The sequence below is a fragment of the Escherichia coli DSM 30083 = JCM 1649 = ATCC 11775 genome, from assembly GCF_003697165.2.
GTDB lineage: Bacteria > Pseudomonadota > Gammaproteobacteria > Enterobacterales > Enterobacteriaceae > Escherichia > Escherichia coli.
On the sequence record NZ_CP033092.2, the window covers coordinates 2042023 to 2058324 of the forward strand.

Sequence of the window (16302 nt, forward strand, 5' to 3'; positions counted from 1 at the left end):
CTAAGATTCACAAAGTCAATGGAACGCCATGCGTTCGCGATGGCGTTCCGGGGAAAATCAGTTTGCTTCGCGCTATATCCGCCGCTGACGACGGCGAACAGGGCGAGGTCGTTTTGTTTTCTCCACCGTGGCGACGCCGGCCAGATAATCGGCCAGGGCAGCAGGAGAAGGGTGGGTGAAGAGGTCAAGCAACGTCAGGGTGGAAAATTCGTGACGTTGTAACAAAACGTGCAGTTGCACCAGATTCAGCGACGTTGCGCCCGCCTCAAAGAAGTTTTCTGCGGGCGTGACAGACTCGCCAACCACCTCGCGGAAGGCGTCGCAAATCAGGCTGACGGTGCTCTCGTCCGCCGCAATGTGTGGCTGAGAGTGCTCAGGGCATACGCGCGGTGAGCGCTCTGCGCATTGCCCTGCGTGTTTAACGGGAGGCACCAGCGCGGCGAGCGGCAGTTGCCAGCCGCTTTCATCCTCGGCCATTCGGTTTAGCAATGCGCAATACTGTTCAAACTGGCGCTCCACCTGCCCGGCAGGAAACAGCGCGGCGACAAAATCCCAGTTAAAGCGCAGTTCGCCTTCGGATTCATAAATCTGGTGATCGAGCCAGACCTGCGGCGTCTGGGAGATGCCCCAGACCGGTTTGAGCAGATTACGCCGGGCGAGGAAGTTATCCTGCTCAAAGCCCAGTGCGCTGGTAAAGACGACGGGCATCGGAACGGCAGGCACGTTTTGCCGTTGCGCCAGTTGACGCATCACGCGGATGGCTGACACATCGCGGTGGTTGAGGTTCTGGCTCAGCCGCTGCTGTAGTGACTGCGCGCTGTGCAGCCAGCTTTCGCCGGGATGCCAGCTCAGCAGCATCAGCGAGGTGAAATCGCCCAGAATCTGGTTGATTTGCGGGTGCAGCGGTCGCCTGTCGAAAAGCGTAAGGTTAAGCGTGAACTCAGGCTGTGCACTCCATGCAGAGAGAACCGTTGACCACACCGACAACAGTACGGCCGACGGGGTGAGATGGGCGTCAGCCGCCCGTTTTTTCAGCCGATGCCAGCGCGTGCTGTCCAGTGCGCCGTTCAGGCGGGCGAAGCGCGGTGTTTCAACCTCCTGAGGCAAGCAGCGCAGCGGCAACGCAGGCGCCGGAGGAATATCATCAAGCTGCGCCTGCCACCATGCCAGAGAATCTGGATTGGGCGACTGTAGCGAGGGTTGTTGCAGATAATCCCTGAAGGTGACGGGCAGCGGCGGAAGCAGCTGTTGCGGGTAGCGGTAGCCGTGCTCCAGCTCCGCCAGCAGGATCTGCATGCTCAGACCGTCAAGCAACAGGTTATCCAGACACAGCCACAGGCGGGCAGGCATCCCGTCCACGTATCCGACCTGGAGATCGAATACCGGCCACACTTCGGGGTTGAGTACCTGATGCGCCAGTTTTTCGCGCACCCGCAACGCCTCTTCAGGCGTATGGAGGGTGTGTGCGGGTATCACCCAAGGGGGCGTCTGTTCGAGCACCTGTTGCTGTCCATCACGCACGATGGCGCGCAGCATATCGTGGCGGGCGATTAATCGGTTCCAGACCGTCTCCAGCCGGGTGAGGTCCAGATCGGCAATTTCAAATTCAACAAAGAAATGTGAGCCGACGCCGCCCAGGGCAAAGCCCGGCTGACGCCCCACCAGGTAAGCCTGCTGCACGTCGGTAAGCGCAAAGGGCTGGTAGCGATCTTCAGGGGAGTGGACGAATGGTTGTTCGACCGGGACGTCGGTTTTCCGCAGCGTGGCGGCAAAATCCGCCAGCCGGGGATGATTAAACAGGTCGCTTAATTGCGCTTCATAACCTGCCTGATGAAGTTGCCCGGTCAGACGGGTCGCCAGCAGGCTATCGCCGCCTTGCTGGAAGAAGTCGGTTTCTCTGGTGACATTGCCAGTTGATAAGAGTTGCTGCCAGAGGGCGGCAACCTGTTTTTCAATGTCGCCCTGGGGTAAATCCGCTTCGGCCGGGTTTTCCGCTTCAGGGGTATGACGACGCTTCAGCGCCTGGTAGTCAATTTTCCCGTTAGCCGTCAGCGGTAAGGCGTCGAGGAATACGATCCGTTGCGGCACCATCCACCCCGGCAGACGCCCGGCGAGGGCGGCCTGAAGTTGACGGGGATCGCGGCGCACCTGCCTGTCAGGACATTGTACGAGGAAGCGTTGTAACCCCGCGACCTCATCGCCATGCTGACAGTTGAAGCCGGCCGCGCTAAATAATGCCGCCCAGTCGGCGCTGTTATGCAGCAAGGCCTCCGGCTGCCCATTGGTTAACAGGAGCGTGCTGAGTAGGGCGGACGGCGTTAACTGGCGAAACTCCATCACGTAGAGCAGCGCGCCGGGAACGGCAAGCTGTTGTAATGTCGCAAGGAGCCCGGGATCTTCCGGCAGCAGACGATGCAGGGCGTTATTAAGCCAGATAATGTCCGCCGAGTGAGCGTGCGTCGCCAGCGTGTCTGCATTCCAGAGGGACAGACGGGCGCCAGGCCAGGGGGCGAGCCTCTGCCGGGCGCTCAGCAGCATCTCCTGGCTCTGCTCAAGCCCGACATACTCAATCTGTCCGGCGTTGAGCTGTGCTAACAGCGATTCTGCGGCGCGGCCAGTGCGGGTTCCCACCTCAAGCAGGCGTACCGGGCGCTGTAAGCGCTGTGCAAGCTGTTGGCAAATTGTCGCCAGTTCCTGAATATACGGGGCGCTGGCCGGATGGTTAAAGGCCAGGCTTTCCGGCGACCACTGCGCGTCGTTCAGTAACGACAGTTCGTTACGGGCACCGCGAAGAATTTGCGATAACGTTAAATCATGTCCGCTGAAGTGCGGGTGCTCATCCTCGCGTTCTTCACCAGCGCAGACCTGATAACCTTCAGCAGCGGGCTTCAGTCGCCGTTGTGTCACCAGAAATGCTAACCAGCGTTCCACCACGGCCTGCCAGCGCGGCTGGATAGCGAGTGAGTTCATCAGGGGGAGAGGATCGGCGCCAGCGGTGTGACCCGGCTTCAGTTTTAGCAGGCGATGCTGAAGGAAATCGGCTACCTGTTCTGCGGAGATCTCTGGCGAGATGGCGCAACAGGGCAACGTTCCCGCAAGCGTGTGCCACGCCTGCGGCAGTGCCGGGTTCCGATGATCGGTAACGCAAAAAGCCTCGCCCTGAGGAACAACGTATGCCGCCAGCGTTTTTTCTTTTTCGCCGATCGCCAGAACGGTTGCTTGTTTCACCCCCGCCAGCTGGCTGAGCGCGCTTTCGATTTCGCCCAGCTCGATGCGATATCCTCCGACTTTGACCTGCTTGTCGCGACGACCGAGGAACTCGATTGTGCCATCTGGCCAGTAGCAGCCGAGATCGCCGGTGCGATACCAGCGCTCGTCCGGGAGCGTCAAAAATTGCTGCTCGCTACGCAGGGGATCGTTGAAATAGCCTTCCGCGACCCCAATGCCGCCAATCCATAATTCACCCGGCACCCAGTCAGGGCAGTCCCGGCCCTGTTCATCCACCACCCGGTAGCGTTGGTTGGTTAGCGGAAAACCGTAAGGGATGGAGCGCCAGTGGGCGGGGACGTCGTGAATTTCGCAGGCGTTAGACCAGATAGACGCCTCGGTGGCGCCGCCCATCGCGATAAATTGTCCTTGTGGCCGGAAGGCCCGATAACGGGCGGGGAGGTCAAGCCCGATCCAGTCGCCGGAAAGCATCACTGCGCGCAGGTTTTCCGGCGTGGCGTCGGCGAAACCTTCACACCAGGTCAGCAGCATATCGAACAGCGCCGGGACGCTGTTCCAGAGCGTGACCTGATGGCGCTGGATCAGCTCACACCATGCGTGAGGATCGCGCCGTTGATTTTCCATCACCATCACCAGCGCGCCGCCCGCGCGCAGTACGCCAAAAATGTCGTAAACCGATAAATCAAAATGTAGGGCGGAGAGGGCCAGCACCCTGTCATGCGGGCCAACCTGATAGCGGGTATTGATATCGCAACAGGTGTTAAGCGCTCCCCGGTGAGAAATGACTACCCCTTTCGGCGTACCGGTAGAGCCGGAGGTGTAGATAATGTAGGCCGGTTGCGTGGGGGCGCGTACTACCGGGTTGGCGATCGGCTCCGCCTCAATGGCCTGCTGCCAGGCAAGGACGGGAATATCGTCTGACCCGGCGCTGGCGTCGTGCTGACAAATGAGCACCAGCCGGACGCTGGCGTCAGCGTAGATTTTCTCGCGCCGTGCGGCAGGCTGATCCAGCGAAACCGGAACGTAAACCGCCCCGGCCAGCAGGACGGCCAGAACCGCAACAAGTTGTCCTGCGCCTTTCGACATCGTGATAGCCACATTATCGCCGGGCTGAACCCCGCACTCGATTAACCTGCCCGCGCAACGGCGGGCATAGTCTGTCAGCTCATGATAATTCCACTGATAACGCATGTCCGTTACCGCCAGCGCCTGCGGCTGTTGCAGAGCGATACGGAAAATGCCTTCATGCAGCAAGCCTTCGGGAATGGGGGCGCCGGTGGCGTTGACCCGTTCGCGTATCGCGCGCTGGCTGGCGGGCATCATATCTGCGAACGGCTTTTGCCAGGCGCTTTCGTCATCGCAGAGTTGGTTAATCAACTGGCAGTAGGCGTCGAACAATGTTTCGACTAACGCCGGAGGGAACAGCGCGTCGTTGCTGTCCCATTGTAGCCAGACCTCGCCGTGATGCTCGAACGCCAGATGATCTATCCAGACCTGCGGCGTTTGCGAGATGCCCCATTCCGGCTCGCCCAACGGCGATTCTGCGCGGCTGCTGTAGAGGGAACGCCCCAGATTGCTGGTAAATACCACCGGGGCGCCGTGGGGGTAGCGCTGCTGGCGTTTGAGTTCACGGAGTAATTCGACGCCGGACCAGTGGCGATGCTCCCAGTCCTCCGTAAACGTGAGCTGGTTTTTACGCGCCAGGTTGCTGACGGTATCGCCATCGCAGGCGGTATCCAGCAGAAGAATATTGGTGAAGTCGGCAAGCATCGCGCCAACCGCCGGGTGCAGCGGCTGGCGGTCGAATAAGGTGATGTTAAGCAGCAGACGCGTCAGGCCGCCCCAGCGAGCCAGCACGGCAGAAAAACAGGTCGCCAGTGCCATTGTCGGCGTCACGCCATACTCGCCGGCCCGGTTGCTAAAGGCGTGCCAGCGTGTTGCCGGGACAATCATGCGGCGTCGGGTATTACGGACTTCACGTAGCGTGGCGGGTTCGCAGGCCAGCGGCAAGACGGGCGCGGGGGGAAGCGTCGATGCTTTCGCCAGCCAGTAAGCGCGAGCGTCGTCTCTCAGTGGTTGATTGATCTTCTGCTGGTGCAGCAAATACGAGCGGAAATCATAGCGGGTGTCGATAGCCGGCAGCGATTCTCCGGCCAGCAGGGCGTTAAGCTCATCGAAGAAAAGCGTAAAGCTGGAGGCATCCATAATCAGCAGGTCAATATTGACATGGAGGCGGTGGCGATTGTCCGGCAAGAGCGTCAGCTGAAAATCAAACGTTTCGCCGATTTCCACGCGTAAAAGACGGTGGCTCAGGCGCTGGCGCAGTGCGTCCAGATAGGCCTGGCGGCTTTCAGCGTCGTTATGGCGTAAATCATGAACGGTGACGCCGTTCCAGTAAGGTTGCGGTAGCCAGACCTGCTGCCCGTCGGGGCGAAAGGCGATATGCAGCATTGGGTGGCGTTGCAGCAAGGTCGTGATGGCCTGCTCCAGCTGCGACGCCGTCAGACAATGGCCTTCAAACTCCTGATACAGGTGGCAACCCACGCCGCCAAGCGTCTGCCCCGGCATGCGGCCCGTCAGGTAGGCGTGCTGTACTGGCGTCAATGGGAAGGGCGTACTTTCGGTCATGTTCGGCCAGGATGATTCGTCGGGCGGCGTTTCTTCTTCCGCGTTCTCCGGCGACCGGCTGAGCATTAACTGGTTCCATGCCGCCAGCGTGGGGGCGGCATACAGCTCGCGAAGGGTAAGGCGGTAGCCATTTTTACGAAACCAGTGTAACCATCTCATCAATCTTATGGAATCCAGGCCGGCCTGGATCAGGTTGCTCTCTTCATATGTAACTGCTGCGGCGTTAAATTCAGTTCCTGTATGAGCCGCTCGCGTAATTGTTGGTAATCAGCCGCGTGGCGGTTGTCCGGTAACAGCGAATCCTGAGATGGTGCGCCAGAAATCATTCTTCCTCCTGATGGCACGTCTTACCGAAAAGCATTACTCATATGAGAATAATAATTATTAACAATTGAATGCTACCCGAAACGGGTTTATTTATGCCCGTTTCGGGTTGGTAACAGGCGGAAAGAACAGAGGCCCGGATGAGGTATCCGGGCCTCTGTCAGGGAGGAGTTTAGGGGGGCGCGACCCCGGTTACATCCCGCGTTTAAAGGTCGAAGGAGTTACGCCAAACTGTTTCTGGAAGGCGGCAGAGAAATGGCTGGCGTTGGCATAGCCCAGATCGGCCGCCACCGTCATGACGGAGGTATTGCCGTTGGCCAGGCGTCTTCTGGCTTCCTGCATTCGTTCAGCCTGAAACAGGCCATAGACGCTGTTGTTGAACAGAACGCGGAAGCCTCGCTTAATTTTGAGAACGCTCAGACCGGACTCTCTGGCCAGCTCCGCGACGCCCGGCGCTTGCGTCAGATCAGCCAGCAGCAGATCCTTCGCCCGCAGCAGTTTCTGGCGTTCCATCGGGTTGAAGTGGCAGGAGAGGCAACTGGCGTCTTCGCGATGTTCATCCAGCACCAGGCTGAGCATGACCAGACTTTGCCCCTGCAACCATAGCGTCGACGGCTTTTGTTCATGACTGAAGCCGCCGTGCATGCGCATCAGCGCGTGACGCAAGGCCTGAGCCGTTAAGTGGGTTTCAGCATTACAACGCTGCTGCTGGCAACAGCAGTGGGAGTCGATCTTATTCTTAATGACCGCGCTAATATCCGGCACCCACAGCGCGAGGGTTTCAGGGCTGAAGGAGAGGGTAATGCTCTCGAATCGGCCACAATAGGAGGCGCTGCCGCGACAGTCTGGCGTATGGGTAATGTAATGGCGATTGCGCGCAAGCTCCCAGTCGGTGTGGCGCCGGAGTCCCTGAATCGCAAAGCGCGATGTGCCTTCCAGGATGCACGAGAAGTTAATCCTGCCCAGATCGTCGTGTAGCTGCAACGTCTCTGGCCGCGCAAAATGGCCCCTCCAGAGCAAAATATCCATACCTTCCTGCAACGAACAGCGCAGCAGTTCACACTGAGCAGGAATATTGCCATCGTTTGCAGGTTTCCCGACCACCAACTGGTGAATAGAGATTTCAGATTGCGTTTGCGGTGACTCCGTCATGACCTGGTTATCTCCCTGTGGCTTAGACCAATGCGGGTATAAATAGAACCGAATGGGGTAGATGAGTTATTGATAATGGTTATTATTCACATTAATTCTCAGAACGCCACCCTGAATTGTCGTTTTTGGCGTCCGTAAAAATTCATCAGGAAATTCAGTTACTCCCATGTCATCTCAATCATCCAATACTGAATCGCTGTCCCGATTTCCTCTCTGGCAGGTGATTACACCGGTTCGCAGGAAGGTTATTTTAGCTATGGCGCTGGCGGGGCTGGCGGCATTAACCAGCCTGGGGGCGCTCCTTTTTCTGGCGTGGAGCCTGCGTGACATTCGCGCGACGCCTGACGCTATTCCGGCCTGGCCGCTGGGCGGCGTGATCGGCTGCGTGGTCTTAACTTTTGTTCTGCGCTTACAGGCGTTCAACACCTCTCATTACGCGGCTTTTCATCTGGAGAACATTCTGCGCAGCAGGTTAGCCCGTAAAGCATTGCAGCTTCCGCCTGGCGTGTTACAGCAAATGGGCAGCGGGTCAGTGGCGAAAGTGATGCTGGATGACGTGAAGTCGTTACATATTTTTGTGGCCGACAGCACGCCGCTCTATGCCCGCGCGATCATCATGCCGCTGGCGACAATCGTTATCTTGTTCTGGCTGGACTGGCGGCTGGCAATCGCGACGCTGGGGGTACTGGCGTTTGGATCGGTTGTTCTCGTGCTCGCCCGCCAGCGTTCGGAAAATATGGCTCAGCGTTATCATAAGGCGCGCGAGCAGGTTAGCGCGGCGGTTATTGAGTTCGTGCAGGCCATGCCCGTGGTGAGAACGTTTGATAGCGGCAGCACCAGTTTTTTGCGCTATCAACGCGCCCTTGAAGAGTGGGTCGATGTGCTCAAAACCTGGTATCGCAAAGCCGGTTTTTCAGCGCGTTTTTCCTTCTCGATTCTGAATCCTCTCCCGACCCTGTTTGTCCTGATCTGGTCGGGATACGGCCTGTTGCACTATGGCAGTTTCGATTTTATCGCGTGGGTGGCCGTTTTACTGCTGGGCAGCGGAATGGCCGAAGCCGTAATGCCAATGATGATGCTCAATAACCTGGTCGCGCAAACGCGTTTAAGCATTCAGCGTATTTATCAGGTTCTCGCGATGCCGGAGTTATCGCTGCCGCAGTCTGACCAGCAGCCGCAAGAGGCGAGCATTACCTTTGAGCAGGTGAGCTTTCATTATCCGCAAGCGCGTACTGGCGCCGCGTTGCAGGAGGTGAGCTTTCATGTGCCTGCCGGGCAAATTGTGGCGCTGGTCGGGCCAAGCGGCGCCGGAAAAAGCACCGTGGCGCGCTTGCTGCTGCGTTACGCCGACCCGGACAAAGGCCATATCCGTATTGGCGGCGTGGATCTGCGTGATATGCAGACGGACACCCTGATGAAGCAACTCTCGTTTGTGTTTCAGGACAACTTCCTTTTTGCCGACACGATAGCCAATAACATTCGTCTGGGCGCGCCGGATACGCCGCTGGAGGCGGTTATAGCGGCGGCCAGAGTGGCGCAGGCCCATGATTTTATTAGCGCTCTGCCAGAAGGTTACAACACTCGAGTCGGGGAACGTGGGGTATTTCTCTCCGGCGGCCAGCGGCAGCGCATTACTATCGCCCGGGCGCTTTTGCAGGATCGCCCCATCCTGGTGCTCGATGAGGCGACGGCGTTTGCTGACCCGGAAAACGAAGCGGCGCTTATCAAGGCGCTCGCGGCGGCCATGCGTGGCCGGACGGTCATCATGGTCGCGCATCGTCTCTCAATGGTGACTCAGGCCGATGTGATATTGCTGTTTTCCGACGGACAACTCAGGGAAATGGGGAACCATACGCAACTGTTGGCGCAGGGCGGCCTGTATCAACGGCTCTGGCAACACTATCAGCAGGCGCAGCATTGGGTGCCGGGTGGAACACAGGAAGAGGTGGTGGAAAATGAAAGACAATAATCCTGCGGATAACCTGGCCTGGCGCGTCATCTGGCGCCAGCTTATCTCCAGCGTTGGCAGTCAGGCCAGGATGCTGCGACGCAGTATGCTGGCGCTGTTGCTGGCGGCATTCATGCAGGGGATCGCCTTTGCCTGTCTTTATCCGATCATTGATGCGCTGTTACGGGGAGACGCGCCGCAACTTCTTAACTGGGCTATGGCCTTCAGCGTCGCCGCAATTGTGACGCTGGTGCTACGCTGGTATGGCCTGGGCTTTGAATACCGTGGTCATCTGGCGCAGGCTACCCATGAGTTGCGCCTGCGACTTGGCGAGCAGTTACGCCGCGTGCCGCTGGAGAAGCTCCAGCGCGGCAGGGCGGGTGAAATGAACGCCTTGCTGCTGGGCAGCGTGGATGAAAACCTCAATTATGTTATTGCGATAGCCAATATTTTGCTGCTCACCATTGTCACGCCGCTGACGGCGTCGCTGGCGACATTGTGGATAGACTGGCGGCTGGGGCTGGTGATGTTGCTGATCTTCCCTCTGCTGGTGCCGTTTTATTACTGGCGCCGCCCGGCGATGCGGCGACAAATGCAGACGCTGGGGGAAGCGCACCAGCGTCTGAGCGGCGATATCGTTGAATTTGCTCAGGGGATGATGGTATTGCGCACCTGCGGCAGCGATGCCGATAAAAGCCGGGCGCTGCTGGCGCATTTCAATGCGCTGGAAAACTTACAGACCCGCACTCACCGTCAGGGCGCTGGCGCAACGATGCTGATCGCCAGCGTCGTGGAGTTGGGCCTACAGGTGGTGGTGTTATCCGGGATCGTCTGGGTAGTGACGGGCACTCTGAACCTCGCCTTTTTGATTGCCGCCGTCGCGATGATTATGCGCTTCGCAGAACCGATGGCGATGTTTATCAGCTACACCTCGGTTGTGGAACTGATCGCCAGCGCCCTGCAACGGATTGAGCAGTTTATGGCGATAGCACCGCTTCCCGTCGCAGAGCAAAGCGAGATGCCGGAACGTTACGATATCAGCTTTGACAACGTCAGCTATCGCTACGAAGAAGGTGACGGCCACGCGCTTAATCATGTTTCTTTGACGTTCCCGGCAGCCAGTATGAGCGCGCTGGTGGGTGCCTCCGGCGCAGGCAAAACTACGGTCACCAAACTGTTAATGCGCTATGCCGATCCGCAGCAAGGGCAGATTTCTATTGGCGGCGTCGATATTCGCCGCCTGACGCCGGAACAGCTCAATAGCCTGATTTCTGTTGTTTTCCAGGATGTCTGGCTGTTTGATGACACGCTGCTGGCGAATATCCGTATCGCGCGCCCACAGGCGACGCGGCAGGAGGTAGAAGAGGCCGCCCGCGCGGCGCAGTGCCTTGAGTTTATTTCCCGTCTTCCGCAAGGCTGGCTGACGCCAATGGGAGAGATGGGCGGCCAGCTATCGGGCGGCGAGCGCCAGCGGATTTCCATTGCCAGAGCGTTATTGAAAAACGCGCCGGTCGTCATTCTCGATGAACCGACTGCCGCGCTGGATATTGAAAGCGAGCTGGCGGTGCAAAAAGCGATCGATAACCTGGTTCACAACCGGACGGTGATTATCATCGCTCACCGTTTATCCACCATCGCCGGGGCCGGAAACATTCTGGTGATGGAAGAGGGACAGGTGGTTGAGCAGGGTACTCATGCGCAATTGCTCTCACATCATGGACGTTATCAGGCGCTGTGGCAGGCGCAAATGGCCGCGCGCGTGTGGCGCGACGACGGGGGTTCCGCGTCTGGAGAGTGGGTGCATGAGTGATGTTCAGTCGAATGTGAAACCTCTGACGTTGACGACCGGGCGGGTGATTTTTGCTATTGCCGGCGTCTATGTGACGCAGAGTCTGGTATCGGCGCTGTCTATGCAGTCCTTACCCGCGCTGGTGCGCGCTGCTGGCGGTTCGCTGGCGCTTGCCGGTGCGACAACCCTGTTTATGCTGCCCTGGGCGCTGAAGTTTATTTGGGCGCCGTGGATCGAGCGCTGGCGGCTTCCGCCCGGTAGCCAGGAACGCCGTTCCCGCATGTTAATCCTGCGTGGTCAGGTCGCGCTAGCGGCGATCCTGACTATTGCCGCAGCGATTGGCTGGTTTGGGCGAGAAGGGGGATTCCCCGATACGCAAATCGTCGCGTTATTTGTTCTGTTTATGGTGGCAGGCACGGTCGCCTCCACCATTGATATCGCCAGCGACGGCTTTTGTGTCGATCAACTGACCCGCACGGGTTACGGCTGGGGAAACAGCGTGCAGGTCGGCGGCAGCTATCTGGGAATGATGTGCGGCGGCGGGGTGTTCCTGATGCTGTCGGCGGCATCCGGCTGGCCTGTCGCCATGCTGATGATGGCGGTGCTGATTATGGCGCTGTCACTCCCGCTGTGGCGCATTACGGAGCCGACGCGAACAGCGACTATCCCGCATGTTCCGGCGTTAGGTTATGCGCTAAGGAGGAAGCAGGCGCGCCTGGGCTTACTGCTGGTATTGATGCTGAATTCAGGCATGCGGTTTGTGCTGCCTCTTCTGGCACCGCTGTTGTTGGATCATGGGTTGAGCATGTCCGCATTGGGCGCGCTGTTCAGCGGCGGCAATATTGCAGCGGGCATAGCAGGAACGCTGGCCGGCGGATTGCTGATGAAATACACCTCACCCGGCAGAGCGCTGTTGACGGCTTATGGCGTCCAGGGGATCGCGCTGCTGGCGGTGGTGATGACGCTCATGATGGCGCCGGGTCATCTGCTGCTGCAGATTCTCCAGTGTCTGGTCATTGTCCAGTCCATTTCGCTGGCCTGCGCGCTGGTCTGTCTTTACGCCACGCTGATGTCGCTTTCATCGCCTTTGCAGGCCGGTGTCGACTTCACCCTCTTTCAATGTACTGACGCGGCAATCGCCATTCTGGCTGGCGTTATCGGTGGCGTTGTTGCTCAACATTTTGGCTATGCGGCCTGCTTCCTGTTTGCCGGGGCATTCACGTTGCTGGCGGCGTGGGTTGCTTATATCCGGCTGCATTCGGCAAGAGAACTGATGACAAGCGCAATTGATTGATCCGGGAATAACACAGAGAGGTAAGGGATGAAAATCAGTGAATTTCTACATCTGGCGTTACCAGAGGAACAATGGCTACCGACGATTTCTGGCGTTTTACGCCAGTTCGCAGAAGAAGAGTGTTATGTCTATGAGCGTCAACCCTGTTGGTATTTAGGCAAAGGGTGCCAGGCACGGCTGCACATTAATGCCGACGGAACGCAGGCGACATTTATTGATGATGCTGGGGAGCAAAAATGGGCGGTGGATTCCATTGCCGACTGCGCGCGTCGTTTTATGGCGCATCCTCAGGTGAAAGGACGTCGGGTATATGGACAGGTTGGGTTCAACTTTGCGGCGCATGCGCGGGGGATTGCCTTTAACGCCGGGGAGTGGCCGCTGCTGACGTTAACCGTTCCCCGTGAAGAACTTATTTTTGAAAAGGGAAATGTCACCGTTTATGCGGACTCCGCCGACGGGTGCCGACGTTTGTGCGAGTGGGTAAAAGAGGCCGGTACAACGACGCAGAACGCACCACTGGCGGTGGATACCGCCCTCAATGGTGAGGCATATAAACAACAGGTTGCGCGCGCCGTTGCGGAGATCCGCCGTGGCGAGTATGTCAAAGTGATTGTCTCGCGCGCCATTCCCCTGCCATCGCGGATTGATATGCCCGCCACGCTGTTATACGGGCGGCAGGCAAACACGCCTGTGCGCTCGTTTATGTTCCGTCAGGAAGGACGCGAAGCGCTGGGCTTTAGCCCGGAACTGGTGATGTCAGTGACGGGCAATAAAGTGGTCACTGAACCGCTTGCGGGCACCCGCGATCGCATGGGAAACCCGGAGCATAATAAGGCGAAAGAGGCAGAACTGCTGCACGACAGTAAAGAGGTGCTTGAGCATATCCTTTCTGTCAAAGAAGCTATTGCTGAACTGGAGGCTGTTTGCCAGCCGGGCAGCGTGGTGGTTGAAGATTTAATGTCGGTTCGCCAGCGCGGCAGCGTTCAGCATCTGGGGTCTGGCGTGAGCGGTCAGCTTGCGGAAAACAAGGATGCCTGGGATGCGTTTACCGTGCTGTTTCCGTCGATTACCGCCTCAGGTATCCCTAAAAATGCTGCTCTGAACGCGATTATGCAAATTGAGAAGACGCCGCGAGAGCTTTATTCCGGCGCAATCCTGCTGCTGGACGATACGCGCTTTGATGCGGCGCTAGTTCTGCGTTCCGTATTTCAGGATAGCCAGCGCTGCTGGATACAGGCGGGGGCGGGAATCATCGCGCAATCTACGCCGGAACGCGAACTGACAGAAACCCGGGAGAAATTAGCGAGCATTGCGCCCTATTTAATGGTGTAGGAGTAACTGTTTTCTAACCTCACAACCAGACTGTCCAAAGACAATTGAGTCGCTCTTTGATTCCTCTGTGACTCTATTGTCTTCTTTTGGGATAAAATAGGTGTTTTTCGTCATGAAGTTGATAAAAGTCTATATAGAACCACCTCCTGTGGAGGTGGTGGTAATTTGCCAGAGTGTGGGATTCGTTAGTATACTATGGGATAAACTTATTTTTACCAATTGTATAAGGCGGTGCATAAGATTCTCGGCATGCTTCCAGATAATCCGACCACCACTACATCATCGCTTTGCGGGCTTCCAGGTGCTCTGCCTTATGAATATAAGCCATGCGCACGGTATTGCGCTCCTGATGACTCATCTGGCGTTCTACTGCGTCCTTTGCCCATAAACCCGATTCCATCAGCGCACTGCATGCCATTGCCCGGAAGCCGTGACCGCAGATATCCTTTTTCGTGTCGTAACCCATCACCCGCAGTGCCTTATTGACCGTGTTTTCACACATTGGCTTATACGGGTTATGGTCGCCGGGGAAGATCAGTTCATTATTACCGGTGATATCCTTAATCTGTTTCAGAATGGCGATGGACTGTTCTGAGAGGGGGACGATATGCGGCATTCGCATTTTTGCCCCGCGGCCGGAATAATGCACGCCAATAATGGGTTCTCGCGTCGCGGGTATCGTCCAGACTCGGTTTGTGAAATCAATCTCTGACCAGCGGGCGAAACGCAGTTCACTGGAGCGAATGAACACATGCAGCATCAGCAGAACGGCATGCCGGGTCAGTTCACGGCCCTGATGATATGCCCCAATACGTTCAAGCAGTTCAGGCAGCCGCTCCAGCGGCAGGGCAGGATAGTGCCGTCTGACAGGAGGTGTGGTCACGCCGCCAAGGTTTGCTGCAGGGTTCGTATCGATTAACTCCTGATGGACCGCATGGCGTATTATGTTACTCAGGTGCTGCCGTGTGCGGGACGCAACCTCCAGCAGACCTTTTTCCTCGATCCCTTTCTGCAGGTCAATGAAATGACGGGGTTTAAGTTCTGATACAGGTAGGTTCCCGATGACCGGAAAGATGTGATTGTTCAGGCTGGCAAGCAGACGGTCGGCGGTGTTCTGCGACCATTTCCTGTTACTTTTATGCCACGCCAGCGCCACGTTTTTAAAAACTTTCTCCGGTGTTCGTGAGCCACGTACAGCAGCCCGCTGCTGTACCGGGTTGATATTCAGCGCCAGCATTTTACGGATACCTTCACGTTGCTGTCGCGCATCAGACAGGGAGATGGCTGGATAGGCACCCAGCGCAATGCGGGATTCTTTACCGCTAATACGGTATTTGAGATACCAGTGGCGGGAGCCACCCGGCTTGACCCGCAGATACAGACCGTGAGAATCGAAGACTTTAAAGGGTTTATCAGAAGGCTTGAGGGTGCGGATTTTTGCGTCGGTAAGGGATATATGGGGGTCACTCCATTATCGAACTAACCTGACCCCAGATTTGACCACCAATTTTTCCCGATGCGTAGGGTAAAATCAAAATGCACCGAGAAGAGTTTTCACACTAACCTGTTGAATCAACATCAGATAAAGATTCGCAAGGATGCAAGAAAACAGAAAATTGGCTCCTCTGACTGGACTCGAACCAGTGACATACGGATTAACAGTCCGCCGTTCTACCGACTGAACTACAGAGGAATCGTGAGAACGGGGCGCATATTACTTAGCGGTACCTTGTCTGTCAACACTAAATTTCATAAGCCATTTCAATTGGTTAATTAATCTGCAAAGTTGTTAATTAATGAACATTCGTCGCCGAAAACGAGTCTGTATCATTAGCGTGATGCAGTCTCTGCAAAGGATCTTGTTGATAAAATTGGCAGAAACGTTGCCACAATGAAGGGAAACGAGGAGCAAAAAGTTCTGGGGCGCTAAAGAAATATTCAGAAAGTACGGCAAAACATTCAGCAGGATCACTGGCAGCATAAGCATCGATGCTCGCCGCATTCTCGCCAACCAATTCGATTTCTTCCTGAATGTTGTTCATTGCAGCATGAAGATCGTGTTCCCAGCCAGCAACCTCACGCAACGGAATAAAGGGAACTCCGCTGGCGCGATCGCCGTTACGGGTGTCCAGCTTATGAGCGACTTCATGAATAATCAGGTTAAAACCAGAAGCATCAAAAGAATCTTGTATATCCAACCAGTTCAAAACGATAGGCCCTTGCTGCCAGCTCTGACCTGACTGAACAATACGTTGGTTATGCACCAGACCGATATCGTCTTCCCATTCATCATCGACCACAAATGGCGCAGGATAAATTAAGACTTCATGAAAACTATCCAGCCATTCCAGTCCTAACTCCAGAACGGGCAGGCAAAATAGAAGTGCTATCCGGCAGCTTCTTAATGAATTCAGCTCAAAGCCCTGTAAAGGAACAAGCCGTTTTTGCTGTAAAAAACGTTCGGCAAGAGTGACTAATTTGCTTTGTTCCTGTTCCGTCAGACACGTTAAAAGGGGGATCGATAGTGCTTCCTGCCAGGGAAGGGCAGTTTGATGTGCTGATTCTTGTACTTTCCAGGGCCACTTAATCATCGTTTTGCTCGCAAAC

Annotated in this window: 6 protein-coding genes, 1 tRNA gene and 2 pseudogenes; 4 read left to right on the forward strand and 5 right to left on the reverse strand. The window is 56.7% G+C overall.

The window, feature by feature from the left end:
- Nucleotides 1–72: 72 nt before the first annotated feature.
- Together irp2 and ybtA are read right to left on the reverse strand one after the other, a co-directional pair.
- A pseudogene (irp2, locus tag EAS44_RS10815) lies at nucleotides 73–6182 on the reverse strand (yersiniabactin non-ribosomal peptide synthetase HMWP2).
- Between the two features lie 190 nt (nucleotides 6183–6372).
- A complete protein-coding gene (gene ybtA, locus EAS44_RS10820) occupies nucleotides 6373–7332 on the reverse strand; it encodes a yersiniabactin transcriptional regulator YbtA (RefSeq protein ID WP_000140405.1) in 960 nt (319 codons plus the stop codon).
- A 256-nt stretch (nucleotides 7333–7588) separates the two neighbouring features.
- On the opposite strand from ybtA, the gene ybtP reads away from it, so the two are divergent.
- The 4 genes from ybtP to ybtS are packed head-to-tail and all read left to right on the forward strand — an operon-like array spanning nucleotide 7589 to nucleotide 13695.
- Nucleotides 7589–9301: a yersiniabactin ABC transporter ATP-binding/permease protein YbtP gene (gene ybtP / locus EAS44_RS10825; RefSeq protein WP_001327954.1), complete on the forward strand. Its 1713-nt coding sequence runs from the start codon at nucleotides 7589–7591 to the stop codon at nucleotides 9299–9301.
- The gene (gene ybtQ, locus EAS44_RS10830) at nucleotides 9288–11090 is read left to right on the forward strand and encodes a yersiniabactin ABC transporter ATP-binding/permease protein YbtQ (RefSeq protein ID WP_001350678.1); all 1803 of its coding nucleotides are present in this window, start codon (nucleotides 9288–9290) and stop codon (nucleotides 11088–11090) included. Before ybtP ends, ybtQ begins: the two co-directional genes overlap by 14 nt.
- Entirely contained in the window at nucleotides 11083–12363 is a 1281-nt protein-coding gene (ybtX, locus tag EAS44_RS10835) for a yersiniabactin-associated zinc MFS transporter YbtX (RefSeq protein WP_001286281.1), read from the forward strand. Before ybtQ ends, ybtX begins: the two co-directional genes overlap by 8 nt.
- A gap of 27 nt (nucleotides 12364–12390) precedes the next feature.
- Nucleotides 12391–13695, forward strand: coding sequence for a yersiniabactin biosynthesis salicylate synthase Irp9/YbtS (ybtS, locus tag EAS44_RS10840; RefSeq protein WP_000703040.1), 1305 nt, complete (start codon nucleotides 12391–12393; stop codon nucleotides 13693–13695).
- A 193-nt stretch (nucleotides 13696–13888) separates the two neighbouring features.
- Here ybtS and EAS44_RS10845 read toward each other — a convergent pair.
- The 3 genes and pseudogenes from EAS44_RS10845 to mtfA form a co-directional block, all read right to left on the reverse strand.
- Nucleotides 13889–15151 (reverse strand): annotated as a pseudogene (locus tag EAS44_RS10845) (tyrosine-type recombinase/integrase).
- Nucleotides 15152–15312: 161 nt separating this feature from the next.
- Nucleotides 15313–15388 (reverse strand) — tRNA-Asn (locus tag EAS44_RS10850).
- 100 nt (nucleotides 15389–15488) lie between these two features.
- Nucleotides 15489–16286 (reverse strand): DgsA anti-repressor MtfA, encoded by a 798-nt coding sequence (gene mtfA, locus EAS44_RS10855; protein ID WP_001350677.1) that lies wholly within the window; start codon nucleotides 16284–16286, stop codon nucleotides 15489–15491.
- Between the last annotated feature and the right edge of the window lie 16 nt (nucleotides 16287–16302).

What these genes read in the sequence shown, in the direction of transcription:
- ybtA (WP_000140405.1), bottom strand. Translation starts at nt 7,332, where the DNA reads ATGACGGAGTCACCGCAAACGCAATCTGAAATCTCTATTCACCAGTTG.
- ybtP (WP_001327954.1), top strand. Translation starts at nt 7,589, where the DNA reads ATGGCGCTGGCGGGGCTGGCGGCATTAACCAGCCTGGGGGCGCTCCTT.
- ybtS (WP_000703040.1), top strand. Translation starts at nt 12,391, where the DNA reads ATGAAAATCAGTGAATTTCTACATCTGGCGTTACCAGAGGAACAATGG.
- mtfA (WP_001350677.1), bottom strand. Translation starts at nt 16,286, where the DNA reads ATGATTAAGTGGCCCTGGAAAGTACAAGAATCAGCACATCAAACTGCC.
- ybtX (WP_001286281.1), top strand. Translation starts at nt 11,083, where the DNA reads ATGAGTGATGTTCAGTCGAATGTGAAACCTCTGACGTTGACGACCGGG.
- ybtQ (WP_001350678.1), top strand. Translation starts at nt 9,288, where the DNA reads ATGAAAGACAATAATCCTGCGGATAACCTGGCCTGGCGCGTCATCTGG.